This window comes from Nocardioides conyzicola (assembly GCF_039543825.1).
In the GTDB taxonomy this organism is placed as follows: Bacteria; Actinomycetota; Actinomycetes; order Propionibacteriales; family Nocardioidaceae; genus Nocardioides; species Nocardioides conyzicola.
This window is the reverse complement of sequence record NZ_BAABKM010000002.1, coordinates 270,276-284,774: the sequence shown is the minus strand read 5'-3', so window position 1 is coordinate 284,774 and position 14,499 is coordinate 270,276. Positions and strand designations below refer to the sequence as shown.

12 protein-coding genes are annotated in these 14,499 nt (G+C 71.4%); 8 read left to right on the top strand and 4 right to left on the bottom strand.

Going from position 1 to position 14,499, the window contains the following annotated elements; translation table 11 throughout:
- Positions 1–87 precede the first annotated feature (87 nt).
- Genes ABEA34_RS04360 through rodA form a run of 5 tightly spaced genes read left to right on the top strand, consistent with a single transcriptional unit; the run spans position 88 to position 5,836 of the window.
- A complete protein-coding gene (locus ABEA34_RS04360) occupies positions 88–1,119 on the top strand; it encodes a rod shape-determining protein (protein WP_345519625.1) in 1,032 nt (343 codons plus the stop codon).
- Positions 1,116–2,045: a rod shape-determining protein MreC gene (gene mreC / locus ABEA34_RS04355; protein WP_345519623.1), complete on the top strand. Its 930-nt coding sequence runs from the start codon at positions 1,116–1,118 to the stop codon at positions 2,043–2,045. Before ABEA34_RS04360 ends, mreC begins: the two co-directional genes overlap by 4 nt.
- Positions 2,042–2,551 (top strand): rod shape-determining protein MreD, encoded by a 510-nt coding sequence (gene mreD, locus ABEA34_RS04350; protein ID WP_345519621.1) that lies wholly within the window; start codon positions 2,042–2,044, stop codon positions 2,549–2,551. Before mreC ends, mreD begins: the two co-directional genes overlap by 4 nt.
- Positions 2,551–4,674 carry a penicillin-binding protein 2 gene (mrdA, locus tag ABEA34_RS04345; protein WP_345519619.1) on the top strand — a complete coding sequence of 708 codons (2,124 nt, stop codon included), beginning with the start codon at positions 2,551–2,553 and terminating at the stop codon, positions 4,672–4,674. The genes mreD and mrdA overlap by 1 nt, the downstream gene beginning before the upstream one ends.
- 1 nt (position 4,675) lies before the next feature.
- A complete protein-coding gene (gene rodA / locus ABEA34_RS04340; RefSeq protein WP_345519617.1) occupies positions 4,676–5,836 on the top strand; it encodes a rod shape-determining protein RodA in 1,161 nt (386 codons plus the stop codon).
- A 19-nt stretch (positions 5,837–5,855) separates the two neighbouring features.
- Here rodA and ABEA34_RS04335 read toward each other — a convergent pair whose 3' ends face one another.
- Positions 5,856–6,989, bottom strand: coding sequence for a calcium:cation antiporter (locus tag ABEA34_RS04335; RefSeq protein ID WP_345519615.1), 1,134 nt, complete (start codon positions 6,987–6,989; stop codon positions 5,856–5,858).
- A 79-nt stretch (positions 6,990–7,068) separates the two neighbouring features.
- On the opposite strand from ABEA34_RS04335, the gene ABEA34_RS04330 reads away from it, so the two are divergent.
- Positions 7,069–8,055: an FUSC family protein gene (locus ABEA34_RS04330; protein WP_345519613.1), complete on the top strand. Its 987-nt coding sequence runs from the start codon at positions 7,069–7,071 to the stop codon at positions 8,053–8,055.
- Positions 8,056–8,071: 16 nt separating this feature from the next.
- On the top strand, positions 8,072–9,508 hold the full coding sequence (locus ABEA34_RS04325) for an LLM class flavin-dependent oxidoreductase (RefSeq protein WP_345519611.1): 1,437 nt from the start codon (positions 8,072–8,074) through the stop codon (positions 9,506–9,508).
- A gap of 3 nt (positions 9,509–9,511) precedes the next feature.
- On the opposite strand, the gene ABEA34_RS04320 is transcribed toward ABEA34_RS04325, so the two are convergent.
- From ABEA34_RS04320 to ABEA34_RS04310, 3 genes are all read right to left on the bottom strand, one after another.
- Positions 9,512–11,431, bottom strand: coding sequence for a cellulose binding domain-containing protein (locus ABEA34_RS04320; RefSeq protein ID WP_345519609.1), 1,920 nt, complete (start codon positions 11,429–11,431; stop codon positions 9,512–9,514).
- A gap of 18 nt (positions 11,432–11,449) precedes the next feature.
- Positions 11,450–11,869 carry a hypothetical protein gene (locus ABEA34_RS04315; RefSeq protein WP_345519607.1) on the bottom strand — a complete coding sequence of 140 codons (420 nt, stop codon included), beginning with the start codon at positions 11,867–11,869 and terminating at the stop codon, positions 11,450–11,452.
- Between the two features lie 210 nt (positions 11,870–12,079).
- Positions 12,080–12,898 carry a ceramidase domain-containing protein gene (locus tag ABEA34_RS04310; protein ID WP_345519605.1) on the bottom strand — a complete coding sequence of 273 codons (819 nt, stop codon included), beginning with the start codon at positions 12,896–12,898 and terminating at the stop codon, positions 12,080–12,082.
- Positions 12,899–13,241: 343 nt separating this feature from the next.
- Between ABEA34_RS04310 and ABEA34_RS04305 the strand changes: the two genes are divergently transcribed.
- Positions 13,242–14,489, top strand: a complete 1,248-nt coding sequence (locus tag ABEA34_RS04305; protein WP_345519604.1) for an HNH endonuclease signature motif containing protein — start codon at positions 13,242–13,244, stop codon at positions 14,487–14,489.
- Positions 14,490–14,499: the final 10 nt, after the last annotated feature.

The following is a 14,499-nucleotide window of genomic DNA, read 5'->3' as shown; positions in this document are numbered from 1 at the left end:
AGGTGAGGCCGCGTGTCCTCCCCGGTGCTGGGCGTCCCCGTTCGTAGCCTGTTGTCACTTCTTCCCCACAGGCAACAAGGCGACACGATGGCTAACAGCTTCATCGGCCGCGACATGGCCGTCGACCTCGGCACCGCGAACACGCTGGTCTATGTCCGCGGCAAGGGCGTGCTGCTCGACGAGCCGAGCGTCGTGGCGATCAACGAGAGCACCGGAGACATCGTGGCCGTCGGCCACGAGGCCAAGCGGATGATCGGGCGCACGCCCGACAACATCACCGCGATCCGCCCGCTCAAGGACGGCGTGATCGCGGACTTCGAGGCCACCGAGCAGATGCTGCGCTACTTCATCCAGCAGGTGCACCGCCGCCGCTACTTCGCCAAGCCGCGGATGGTCATCTGCGTGCCGAGCGGCATCACCGCGGTCGAGCAGCGCGCGGTCAAGGAGGCCGGCTACCAGGCCGGCGCCCGCAAGGTCTACATCATCGAGGAGCCGATGGCAGCCGCGATCGGCGCCGGGCTCCCCGTCCACCAGCCGACCGGCAACATGGTCGTCGACGTCGGCGGCGGCACCACCGAGGTCGCGGTCATCTCGCTCGGCGGCATCGTCACCAGCCTGTCGATCCGCACCGCCGGCGACGACCTGGACCAGGCGATCGTCGCGTGGATGAAGAAGGAGCACGCGCTGATGCTCGGCGAGCGCACCGCCGAGGAGGTCAAGATGACCCTCGGCTCCGCGTTCCCGGTGACGGACGAGCCGGAGGCGGAGATCCGCGGCCGCGACATGGTCTCCGGCCTGCCGCGCACCGTCGTGGTCTCCAGCGCCGAGGTGCGCCAGGCGCTCGAGGAGCCGCTGCACGCGATCGTCGACGCCGTGCGCAGCACCCTCGACCAGACGCCGCCCGAGCTCGCCGGCGACATCATGGACCGCGGCATCGTGCTCACCGGCGGCGGCGCCCTGCTCCGTGGTCTCGACGAGCGGCTGCGGCACGAGACCGGCATGCCGGTGCACGTCGCCGAGAACCCCCTCTCGTCGGTCGCGATCGGTGCGGGCAAGTGCGTCGAGGAGTTCGAGGCGCTCCAGCAGGTGCTGGTCAGCGACCGCAGGCGGGTGGGATGAGTCTCAACCGGCTCGACCGCCGCAAGGAGCGTCGGTGGCGCGGCTCCGACGACGACCAGCAGCGCCCGCGGCGCGGGCTGCTGGTCGCGCTGGTGCTGGCCTGCCTGACGGTGATGAGCCTCGACTCGCTCTCCTCCTCGCCGGTCGACCCGGCCCGCCGCGCCGTCGGCGAGGTCTTCGGGCCCGTGGAGGTGGGGACGAGCGCCGCCGTACGCCCGTTCACGGCTGTCCCGCGCTGGTTCCGCTCCAAGGACTCGATGCAGCAGGACCTGCTCGACCTGCAGGCCGAGAACTCCGACCTGCGCTCCCAGGTCGCGACCCAGGACTACGACCGCAACCGCCTCGAGGAGTACGACGGCCTCACCGCGGCCGCCAAGAGCCTCGGCTACTCCCTGGTCCCGGCCCGCGTCGTCGGGATGGGCGCCTCCCAGTCCTTCTCCCGGACCGTCACCATCGACGCCGGCTCCGACGCCGGCGTGCACCCCGACCTCACCGTGGTCAACAACGACGGCCTGGTCGGCCGCGTCCTGCGCGTCACCCGCACCACCGCGACCGTGCTGCTGATCGTGGACGCCGACTCCGTCGTCGGCGGCCGGGTCGGCCGGAGCATGGAGGTCGGCTTCCTGCACGGCCGCGGCGTGCTGGGCGGCGACGGGCGCCTGGACCTCGAGCTCGTCGACGACACCGCCGTACCCGCCAAGCACGACACCGTCGTGACCTGGGGGAGCGAGGCCGGCGGCCCGTACGTCGCCGGCGTCCCGGTCGGCCGTGTCACCAGCGTCTACAGCAGCCTGCGCGAGACGGCGCAGCGCGCGGTCATCGACCCGTACGTCGACTTCGGTGCGCTCGACCTGGTCGGGATCGTGGTCCCGTCCGGCACCGACAGCGACCGCTCCGTGATCGAGCCCGAAGGGAGCCTCCAGTGAACCTCCTCCGTGCCGTGGTCGCCGCCGCCGCCGTCGGCGTCGCCCTGGTCCTCCAGGTCTCCTTCTTCCCGCACCTGGCGTGGGACGGGATCGTCCCCAACGTCTGCCTGCTCGTCGTCGTCGGCGCCGCGTTGACCCGCGGCCCGGAGTTCGCGGCCGTGCTCGGGTTCGCCGCCGGTCTCGCCCTCGACCTCGCGCCTCCGTCCGACCACCTCGCCGGCCGCTGGGCGCTGGCCCTCGTGGTCGTCGGGTACGTCGCCGGCCGGGTCCGCCGCGAGACGCAGCCGACCGCTGGCACCGTGGTCGCGACGGTCGCCGCGTCGTCCTTCGTCGGCACCTCGGTCTTCGCCCTCTCGGGGCTCGTCCTCGGCGACCCGATCGGCATCCCCCAGATGCTCGAGGTGGTGCTGGTCGGCGTGCTCTGGGACGTCGTGCTCACGCCGCTCGTGCTGCCGCCGGTGATGGCGATGTTCCGTCACCTCGAGCCGGACCGGTCGCTCGCCTGATGTTCCCCCCCAAGTCGGCGCAGCGCACCGGTCGCCTGCGGCTCTTCGTGATCCAGGCGCTGGTGTTCTCGCTGTTCGCCACGCTCTTCGTGCGGCTCTACTACCTGCAGGTCGTCGGGGGCGAGGAGTACCACGCCCAGGCCACGTCGCAGTCGGTCCGCGAGGTCGTGGTCCAGCCGCAGCGGGGCCTGATCGTCGACGACATGGGCCGCCCGCTGGTCGCCAACCGCACGTCGTGGGTGGTGTCGATCGACCGCAGCGTCCTGGCCAAGCTCAGCGAGCACCAGCAGCGCGTGCTGCTCGAGCGGGTCGCCGGGGTCGTTCGCGTGTCGGCGCCGCGGATCCGCAAGCTGCTGGTGACCTGCGGCGAGGAAGGCTCGGAGTCGGGCGTGTGCTGGAACGGCTCGCCGTACCAGCCGGTGCCGGTCGCCGAGGACGTCAAGAAGGCCGTCGCGCTGCGGGTCCTCGAGCAGCCGGAGGACTTCCCGGGCGTGCTCGCCGAGCAGCAGAGCGTGCGCGCCTACCCCTCGCCGTACGGCATCAACCTGGCGCACGTGCTCGGCTACCTGAGCCCGATCACCGAGGACGAGCTCGACCAGTCCCGGAAGGACGACGACACCTCGGTCAACGGCGCGTCGTCGGTCGGCCGGGCCGGGATCGAGAAGGAGTACGACCGCTGGCTGCGCGGCATGCCCGGCTACAAGAGCGTGGCGGTCGACTCGATGGGCCGCGTGCTCGGCGACGACGGTGAGGTCGCGGGCAAGCCCGGCGACACGCTCGTCACCAGCATCGACGCCAAGCTCCAGGGCACGGTGGAGCGGCAGCTCGCGAAGACCATCGCGAAGGCGCGAGAGACCTACGACCCGGTCACGCACAAGAACTACGTCGCCGACTCGGGCGCCGCCGTCGTGATGGAGGCCAAGACGGGCCGGATCGTCGCGATGGCCAGCCAGCCGACGTACGACCCGGAGACCTGGGTCGGCGGCATCACCAAGAAGCAGCTCGCCCGCCTCTACTCGGCCGCCGCCGACAACCCGCTGCTGAGCCGGGCGACCCAGGGCCAGTTCGCCCCCGGCTCGACGTGGAAGCCGATCATGACGGTCGGCGCGCTCAACAACGGCTTCACCCCCGACACCCGTCTGGACTGCTCGTCCGGGCTGCAGGTCGGCAACCGCTGGTTCAAGAACTACGAGTCCGCCGCGCACGGCTTCATCGGCTTCGACCAGGCGCTGCAGCTGTCCTGCGACACGTTCTTCTACCGGGTCGGGCTGAAGTACTGGCAGCAGTACGGGTCGGACCCCCAGAACGTCGACGCGAAGGACCCGCTGGTCGACGAGGCCAAGGACTTCGGCTTCGGCAGCGAGACCGGGGTCGACCTGCCCGGTGAGGCCACCGGCCGGATCGCCGACCGGCACTGGAAGCTGGGCTACTGGAAGTCGATGAAGTCCTACTACTGCAAGATCGACAAGGACGACTCGGCCACCTCCGACTTCCTGCGGCTCTTCGCGCACGAGTTCTGCCTCGAGGGCAGCTACTACCGTGCCGGCGACGCCGTGAACTACTCGATCGGCCAGGGCGACACCATCGTCACGCCGCTCCAGCTCGCGCGGGCGTACGCCGCCCTCTCCAACGGCGGCACGCTCTACGAGCCGCGGGTCGCGAAGGCCGTGGTCAGCGCGGACGGGACGACCATCAAGAAGATCAAGCCGAAGGTGCAGGGCAGGATCGACGCGTCGGCCGCGAGCCTGCGCTACGTCGACCAGGCGCTGCTCGGCACCCCGAAGGTGGGCACGCTCGCCTGGAAGTTCGGCGGCTTCCCGCTTGACCGGGTCCACATCCGCGGCAAGACCGGCTCCGCCGAGGTCCAGGGCAAGCAGTCGACCTCCTGGGTCGCGACGTACGACGAGAACTACGTCGTGATCGCCATGGTGACCCAGGCGGGCACCGGGTCCGGCACCACCGGCCCGGCCGTCCGCGCGATCTGGGAGGCGCTCTACGGCATCAAGGGGACGACGGTCGACCCGAGCAAGGCCGCGATCCCCGGCACCACGCCGCCGGCCGGGCTGCCGACGTTCATGGCCGACGGCTCGATCCTGCCGCCGAGCTCGGCGAAGGAGAACTGACATGAAGGTGCCCCGGCTCGACTGGATCCTGACGCTGGCCGTCCTGGCGCTGGTCACGCTCGGCACGCTGCTCGTGTGGTCGGCGACCAGCCACCGCGAGGACCTCACCGGCGGCGACACCACGGCGTACCTGCGCAAGCAGCTCGTCAACGTCGTCATCGGGCTCGTGCTCATGGTCCTGGTGCTGGCCACCGACCACCGGTGGGTGCGGATCATCGCCCCCCTCGTCTACCTCGGCTCCGTCGTCGGGCTGGTGCTGGTGCTGGCCATGGGCAGCACCGTCAACGGGTCCCAGTCCTGGCTGCAGCTCGGCGGCATGTCGATCCAGCCGTCGGAGTTCGCCAAGCTCGCGGTGGTCGTCGGCATGGCGCTGTGGGTGGCCGAGCGCGCCGACGCACGGCGGGGTCGCGCCGGCGGCAGCGTCGGCGACGTCGTCGGGATGCTGGTGATCGCCGGCGTGCCCACCGTGCTGATCCTGCTGCAGCCCGACCTGGGCACGATGCTGGTGCTCTCCGCGACCGTGCTGGGCGTCGTCGCCGTCTCGGGTGCCCCGCGCCGCTGGCTCGCGCTGCTCGCCGCCGGCGGCGTGACCGCCGCGGTCGCCGCGGTGGCCGGCGGCTTCCTGAAGCAGTACCAGATCGAGCGCTTCCTCGCGTTCACCAACCCCGACCTCGACCCGCGCGGCGCCGGCTACAACGTCGAGCAGGCGCGCATCGCGATCGGCAGCGGCGGGCTGACCGGCGAGGGCCTCTTCAGCGGCTCCCAGACGCGCGCGGGGTTCGTCCCCGAGCAGCACACCGACTTCGTCTTCACGGTCGCGGGGGAGGAGCTCGGCCTGATCGGCGCGGGCGTGCTGATCGCGCTGCTCGCGGTGGTGATCTGGCGGGCGCTCGCGATCGCGGTCCGCACCGACGACGTCTTCGGGCGGCTGGCCGCGGCCGGCATCGCCTGCTGGTTCGGCTTCCAGGCCTTCCAGAACATCGGGATGTGCCTGGGGATCATGCCGGTGACCGGCGTACCTCTCCCGTTCGTGTCGTACGGCGGCAGCTCGATGTTCGCCGGCATGCTGGCGATCGGGCTGCTCCAGAACATCCACCTGCGCGCCAACGCCGCTCCCGCGGCTCGGCTCGGCACCGCTCCTCGGGTGCTCGTCCGATCCTGACGACCCAGCGGCGACTCCGCTACGGGTTGATGGCCAGGAAGACGAAGGCCGCCAGCAGGGACAGGTGCACGAACCCCTGCAGCGACTTCGACCGGCCGGGCACGACGGTGAGGACCGAGACGATCACCGACACCAGCAGCAGCACCATCTGGGTCGGCTCGAGGCCGAGCACCAGCGGGCCGTCCAGCCAGATCGAGGCGATCGCAATGGCGGGGATCGTCAAGCCGATGCTCGCCATCGCCGAGCCGTAGGCGAGGTTGAGACTGGTCTGCACCCGGTTGCGCGCGGCGGCCCGGCCGGCCGCGATGGACTCCGGCAGCAGCACGAGCAGGGCGATGACGACACCGACGAACGAGTGCGGGAAGCCGAGGAAGTCGACGCCGTCCTCGATCGGGTAGGACTCGACCTTGGCCAGCCCGACCACGGCGACCAGGCCGAGGAGCAGGAGCGCCAGGCTGGCCAGCGCGGCCCGGTCGCTCGGGGGGTCCGCGTGCCCGTCGCCGTCCAGGTCGACCGGCCCGTCGACCGGGCGGTCCACGGAGCCGGAGCCCGGGCCGGTCGAGACCGGGAGGAAGAAGTCGCGGTGCTTGACGGTCTGGGTGAAGACGAAGATGCCGTAGAGACCCAGCGAGGCCACGGCGGCGAAGGTGAGCTGGGCGGAGGAGAACTCCGGCCCCGGGTGGGACGTCGTGAAGCGGGGCAGCACCAGCGTCAGGGTCGCGAGCGCCACGACGGTCATCAGTGCGGAGCCGGCTCCCTCGGGGTTGAAGACCGCCATCCGGTAGCGCACCGCGCCGATGAGCAGGGACAGCCCGACGATGCCGTTGAGCGTGATCATCACGGCGGCGAAGACGGTGTCCCTGGCCAGGGCGGACGTGTCGCCGCTGCCGCCGACCATCAGCGTCACGATCAGCGCCACCTCGATGACCGTGACGGCGACCGCGAGCAGCAGCGAGCCGAAGGGCTCGCCGACCCGGTGCGCGACCACCTCGGCGTGGTGCACGGCGGACAGCACGGCGCCGATCAGGAAGATCCCGACCGCGACCGCCGCCACCGTGCCCGGGTGGCGGCCCCACGCGAGCGCCAGCACCACGAGGGCGGCGACGGGGGCGAGGGTGGTCCAGCTGAGCCAGGCGGATCTCTTCGTGCTCATGGCCGCAACCCTACGGACCGCGATGTCTCACCCGCGTCGGGTGACTCCCCGACAATGGCGTGGACCTAGCGTCGCGATCGTGACGACGGCTCCCTCCTCCGCCCCGCCTGCCGTCAGGTGGGAGGGAGCGGGCGCACTCCGCGGGCTCCTCCTGGCGCTCCCGGCCGCGGCCGTCGCCGTGCACGACGTCCAGCTCGCGGCGCTGCTGGCGGTCGGGGTCATCCCGGCCGGGATCCTGCCGTTGGCGCCGCGACGTCGTGGGAGGCTGCGGGCCGCCGTGGTCGGCTACCTCGCGGGCGCCTCGATCGTGCTGGGGTCCGCGCTGGCGGTCTGGCCCCCGCTCGCGGTCGCCGGCCTCTTCGTGGTCGCCGTGCTCGCAGGACGGGTCGCCGCGGACCAGCCCGCGGGTGCGCTGGTGCTGAGCCTGTGCCTGCCCCTGATGGGAGCGGGCCTGAGCTACCCCGGGGTCCGGAGCTCCTGGGACCTGGGCCTGACCCTCGTCCTCGGCTCGACCTGGGCGCTCCTGGTTGCGACGTGCTGGCCCGAGCGACCTCCGGCATCGGCTGCGGCAGCGCCTCCGGCCCCGACCCGCGCCGTGATGGCGCGGTTCGGCCTCCTCGCGGGTACGACGGGCGCGGTCTGCGCGGCGATCGGGTTCGGGCTCGACCTCGAGCACGTCGGCTGGCCGGTGATCGCCGGGCTGATCGTGATGCGTCCGGTGCCGGACGTGCAGCGGATGCGGTCGGTGGACCGGATCGCCGACGTAGTGGTCGGCGCGCTGCTGGCCATCGGCCTGGTCGCGACCGACGCCCCGGCCTGGGTCTTCGGCGCCGCGATCGCGCTGGTCGTCGTGGCGGCCACCGCAACGGCTGCCAGTCGCTGGTACCTGACCCCGGCGTACACGACGTTCCTGGTGTTCGTCCTGCTCCTCGCCACCGACCCGGAGGATGCCCGCTCGCGCTTCTGGGAGCGGGTCCTCGAGACGGCGCTCGGCATCGGCGTGGCCGCGCTCGTCGCCCTCGTGCTCGCGCCACTGGTCGTCCGGCTGCGGCGGCCGCGCACGTGACCGACACAATGGGGTCATGCCCGACTACGGCCAGGAACTCCAGTTCGGCACCTTCCTCACCCCGGACGCCGCTGGCGCCGACCGGGTCGTGGAGCTCGCGTTGCTCACGGAGGCGGCCGGGCTCGAGCTCGCGACGATCCAGGACCACCCCTACCAGGCACGCTTCCTCGACGCCTGGGCGCTGATCGCCACGATCCTGGCCCGCTCGTCGTCGCTGCGGGTCACCACCAACGTCAGCAACCTGCCGCTGCGGCCGCCGTACGTCCTCGCGAAGACGGTCGCGAGCCTCGACGTCCTGAGCCGCGGCCGGGTCGAGCTCGGCATCGGCGCCGGCGCCTTCTGGGACGCGATCGTCGCCGCCGGCGGACCGCGTCGTACGCCGGGGGAGGCCCTGGCCGCGCTCGACGACGGCATCGAGATCATCAAGCAGACCTGGCGCGCCGGCCCCGCGCCCCTGCACGACGTCGAGATCTGGGTCGGCGCGATCGGGCCGCGGATGCTGGCCCTGACCGGTCGGGTCGGTGACGGCTGGCTGCCGAGCCAGTCCTACGTCCCGCCCGAGCAGCTGGCCGAGCGCAACGCGCGCATCGACGAGGCCGCGCTCGCCGCCGGTCGGACCCCGGCGCAGGTGCGGCGCCTCTACAACGTCAACCCGTCCGGCGACCCGGGCTGGCCGGAGTGGCTGGCCGAGCTGACCCTGACCCACGGGACGAGCACGTTCATCGTGGCCGGCGACGACCCGGCCACCATCCAGCGGTTCGGCACCGACGTCGCTCCGGCCGTCCGCGATCTGGTGGCGGCCGAGCGGGCGGGGTCGCCACGCCCCGCGGGACCGCAGCCGGTCGAGGTGCGATCCGGCGACGCCGTTCGACCGACGGTCGATGACGGCGTACGCCGGAGCGGCGTGTCGCCCTGGGACGAGTCGACCCGTCCGACGTACGACTCCCCGCACCCGCCGCTGGCCTGGTCGGCCCAGGAGCGGGCCACGGGTCAGCACCTCGTCGACGTGCACGACCACCTGCGCTCGGAGCTCGAGCAGCTCTTCGACCTGATCTCCCAGGTCGAGGCCGGGACGCTCGACGCGGGCGCGGCCCGGTCGCTGATCAACACGATGACGATGCGGCAGAACGACTGGGCGCTCGGCGCCTACTGCCAGTCCTACTGCCGGGTCGTGACGACGCACCACACCATCGAGGACACGTCGATGTTCCCGCACCTGCGCGCCAGCGACGCCGGCCTGGTGCCGGTCATCGACCGGCTCGAGGAGGAGCACCACGTGATCGCGGGGGTCCTCGACGGGGTCGACCGAGCGCTGGTCGCGGTCGTGTCCGAGCCGGACGGCCTGGCGCGGCTGCGGGAGGCGGTGGACCTCCTCTCGGACACGATGACCTCGCACCTGTCCTACGAGGAGAGCCAGCTGGTCGAGCCGCTGGCCCGCTACAGCTTCTACTGACGGCTACTTGCAGTAGCCGAAGGTGACCGGGCTGCCGGCCTTGATCTGCGAGTTGTAGGACAGCCCCTTGAACGTCCACGTGCCGGTGCCGGCCGTGAAGGAGATGGACTCGACCCCGTAGTAGCTCGACGGGATCGAGGTCAGCCAGTAGCTGGACGCGGAGACTCCAGGGGTGGTGTGGTCGATCGTCCCGCGCCAGGTGATCCAGTCGGTCGAGGTCGTCGAGACCGTGACGTTGGTGCAGTAGCCGGCACCCCAGTCGCTGGCGATGGAGACGCTCACGGTCGCGTCGGTGTAGATGTCGCCGGTCGTGTTCTTGGGCGCGCAGAAGCGCCAGCTCGCCGGCGTACCGGCCTTGATCAGCTTGTTGAAGGCGACGCCCCCGGCCTGCCAGGCGCCGGTCGTGGCGCTGAAGCCGACCGACGAGACGTTGGTGAGGTCGGTGGGCGCCGCGTTGAGCCAGTAGACCGCGGCGGTGAGGTTGGGCGTGGTGTGGTCGATCGTCGCGCGCCACTTGATCCACGTGGTGGAGGTCGTGGAGACCGTGACGTCCGCGCAGTAGCTCGTCGAGTCCTGGTTGCTGAGGGTCACGGTGGGGGTCACGTCCGTGTACGGCGCCGCTGCGGCGGTCGGCGCGCAGTAGCCGAACGTCGCGTCGGTGCCCGACTTCACGTACTCGTTGCTGCCGCTGCCCTGGACCACCCAGGTGCCGGTGCCGGCGTCGAAGGAGACGGTCGCGGAGTTGTTGATGTTGGTGGGCGCGGCCGCCAGCCAGTAGACCGGGTCGGTGACGCCGGACGTGCTGTGCCCGATGGTGACCTTCCAGTGGACCCAGTTGACGGCGGCCGTCGACACGGTGACCGTCGCGCAGTACGACTGCGGGTCGGAGCTGGTGACGCTGACAGAGGCGTTGGCGTCGGTCAGGCTGCCTGCCGGCCGGTTGGCGCAGTAGCCCCAGGTGTAGGACTGGCCGGCGCCCAGTGCGGCGTTCCAGTCGACGCCGCGGACGCGCCACACGGTCGCACTGAAGCTGACGGTCGTGGCGTTGTACGACGACGCGATCGTCGTGGCGTTGTACGGCGCCTGGGAGATGTTGAGGCTGACCTCCCACTGCACCGCCTGGGCGGAGTGGTTGGTCACCACCACCGTCGCGCAGTACGACGTCGCGGTCTCGCTCGTGAGGGTCTGCTGGTAGGAGACGGGGTTCTGGGCGACCGACGCGGCCGTCGTGCTCGCGAAGAGGTCGGCGGCCTCGATGTCGCCGAGGTCGGCGGCCCGTGCTGGAACCGCCGTGACCACGAGTCCGGTGACCGCGGCGAGGGCCACGGCGCGGGACGCGATCGGCATCACCCTCGGGGTGTTGCGACGGTGACGCTTGCGCCTGCGCGGTCCGCGCCAGCTGTCGTCGGGAGGGTCCTCGTCGTCCTTCCGCTTGAGCACGGCGGCGGCCGTCATGATCCCGGCGAGGACGGCGAGGATCAGCGGTGAGCCGAGGATCCGCAGCATCCTGCCGCCCTGCGGGACGTGGACGACGACCTTGCCGCGGATGTCGCTGTTGCGCGGGTGCCACGGGTCGACATGGTCGTTGTTGTCGCCCTGGGTGATGTGGGTGCCGTCGGGCCCGGTGTCCACCACGCGGTGCACGACGTTGAGGCCGGCACCGGCCTGGCCGGCCGGGATGCCGTAGACGATCGGGGTCCCGACCGGGTAGTCGTCGGCCCGCCAGGTGACGACGAGCTCCTGCGGGTCGTAGGTGGGCAGCATCGACTGCCCCGAGACGACCGTGACCCCGAGGTGCGGCGGTCCCCACGGGGTGGGGATCGCCAGCACCAGGACGAGCAATGTGCCGGACCATCTGAGCAGGCTGAAGAGGCGGCGCAGCCACGGTCTGCGCCGCCTGGTCCGGATCTCCAGCTCGACCACGCGGTGGGTCGGCCGGGGTCAGCCGGAGATGACGACAGCCAGCCCGGTGACGTCCGCGGCCATCACGGTCGTGCTGGGGGTCAGCTCCAGGTTCACCGCGGCAGCGGGGGTTCCGCTGTCGCTCGCCACCGTGCCGTCGACCTCGTCCAGGGAGGCGTTGCTGGAGGCGCCCGGACCCTTCACGGTGACAGTGACGTCCTGGCCGATGCAGGCGGCGGCGAGGCCGGACAGGGTGATCGTCGCGACCTTGTAGCCGCCCTCGGTGCTGTCGTACGACGTGGTGTAGTCGACGTCGATGCTGGAGTCGCAGCTGGCGACGACCGTGGTGCCGGCTCCGAGGTCGGTCGAGTTGACCGATCCGATGCTGGCGGCCGACGCGACGACGGCTGCGGTGACGGCGCCACCGGCGCCGAGTGCGAGCAGGAGTTGCTTGGACATTCTGGGTGCGTACCTCTCGTTGTTGCCCCCACTGGGGCACCCTTCGGAGAGCGCGCGCACATGCTCGGACGACCGCCACCCCAGCGCGGCATGCGGGTCACATGCAGCGACTCTCCCTGTGTCGTGCAGGCCCGTCCGAGCTACGGTCCGTTCTTGCTGGCACTGGTCTAGCACCGCAATAGCGGACGGTGTGGGTCCCGCTGGGTTTCTTTACCCGGGCTCACCCGGACGAGCGATCTCGCTTGTCCACAGGCGGAACAGCAGGTACGCCGAAAGGGCGTCGAGCAGGTGCCAGGCGGCGTGTCCCTGGAGCAGGGAGTGCGGGTCGCACCACAGCGACTTGGTGACGTTCCAGATCGTGAAGGCGACGAGGATGGCCGCGAGCGAGGCCGCGCCCCAGCGCAGGTCGGTCCGCGGCACGGCCTCGGGGGAGCGTCCGGCCCGGAGCCAGAGCCGTACCTCCAGCACGACCGCCGTGAGCAGCAGCGCCGCGAAGGCGACGTTGCCCGCCTGGTCCACGACGGGCACCCGCCCGTCGTACAGCCCGACCAGCTCGCACGCCGCGACGAAGAGCAGGAAGAGCTGGGCGAAGAGCACCTGTCCCTGCCGGTACCAGCGCATCAGCGCGTAGGCGGCCGCGAACGCCGCGACGAGGTACATGCTCAGCAGGTCGAAGTCCCCACCTCGCTCCGCCTGGGTCGCGTGCATCGCCGCGCTCGCCGGGCCGAGGACGACCACCACGCAGGCGTACGCCGTCGCGAGCCCGCCGTGCGTCGGGAGGACGTCACCCAGCTGGTCGCGCCGGCCCGCCCGCCACGCCACCAGCAGACCGGCCACGACGAACCCGATGTTGGAGTAGGAGTTGGCCCGTTGCTTCACCCACCCGTCGCGCGCCGCCTCGCAGAAGTTCGCGCCGCGCCCCACGTCCGGCCCCAGCCAGCCGTTGCCGATCGCGAGGACCAGCAGCCCGATCGAGGCCACCGCCGTGAGTGCTGCGTACGCCAGTGGGCGGAGGGACCGGGTCGGCATGTGCCGACCCTAGGGGGTCTTCGTGGTGGTCGCCGGTGGATGAGGTGAGAGGCGCGCCAGCGCCGGGCCTCGAAACCTCGCTCCGACTGTCAGCGGGTTGCGGGTCCGTCCGGGTCGGCCGCCGATAGGCAGTTACGCGGGTAGGGCGCGCTCGGGTCGGCGTCGCCTCCCGGCCTTCCGGTAGCCCCACCGGTGGTTGAGGAGGGCCGCCAGGCCCGTCTCGAAACCCCAGAAAGCCGACCGCCTCCCTCAGGGAGGATCGTGATCGTTTCGTGACCTGGAACCCTGTGGATAAGGCGTTCTGAGGCCTCTGACTGTCGGTGGGCAGTGCTTGGCTAGTCGCATGACAGCGATGACCACACCCCACCACCAGGTGGCGACGGCGACCGTGCGGATGCGCGGTGTTGCCGATGCCGTGGTGGATGCGTCGGTGTGGTCCATGTCCTCTGGCGAAGCAGCGTCGACTCTGCTGGAGCTGACGAAGCTGGAGGCGCAGGTCGTGGAGCTCCGGGCCCGGGTTGCGCGGCACGCCGACGAGCTGCAGGTCGGCGCCGATGTCGGTGCGACGTCGACCGCGACCTGGTTGGCGCACCAGACCCGGATGACCCGGTCCGCCGCGGCGGGTGTGGTGCACCTCGGCTACGACCTGGACACCCACGACGTGATCCGGGACGCGCTCGCCGCCGGCGGCCTCCGCCCGGAGCAGGCGGTCGTGATCGTCCGGGCGGTCAAGGAGCTTCCCGCCGATCTGGACCCGGATCTGGTGATCCGCGCGGAGAAGCATCTCGTCGATGCCGCTGCTGAGCACGACGCGAAGACGTTGCGGATCCTCGGCCGCCGGCTCCTCGAGGTCGTCGCCCCGGACCTCGCGGACCAGCACGAGGCCGACCTCCTCGAGAAGGAGGAAGCCAAAGCCGCCCAAGCGACCCGGCTCACCATGACCGACGACGGCCACGGCAAGACCCACGCCCGGTTCACCCTCCCGACCGTGCAGGCCGCGATGCTCAAGAAGATGCTCCTCGCGATCGCCGCACCCAAGCACCAGGCCGCCACCCACGGACCCGGCGTCGAACGCCGCCCGGGACCCAAGCGGATGGGCCGCGCATTCGCCGAGCTCATCGAACGCATCAGTGCCAAGGACCTGCCCCAGGTCGGCGGCACCGACGCCACCATCGTCATCCACATCGACCTCGACGTGCTGACCGGCAAGCTGAACAAGGCGGGTGTCCTCGACACCGGCGAACGCATCAGCCCCCGCCAGGTCCGACGTCTCGCCTGCACCGCCCGGATCCTCCCCGTCGTCCTCAACGGCAAGAGCGAGGTCCTCGACGTCGGCAGAGCCAGACGCTTCTTCACCAAGGCCCAGCTGACCGCCCTGGGCATCAGGGACGGCGGCTGCCTCGCCGACGGGTGCGACTGGCCACCCTGGATGTGCCACGGACACCACTGGACCCGCTGGGCAGACGACGGCAACACCGACCTCTCAAACGGCGGCCTCCTCTGCCCCCGACACCACGCACGAGCCCACGACCCGACCTACGAGACGACCCACCAACCCGACGGCAAGGTCACCTTCCACCGCAGGTGCTAGGCTGGAGCGC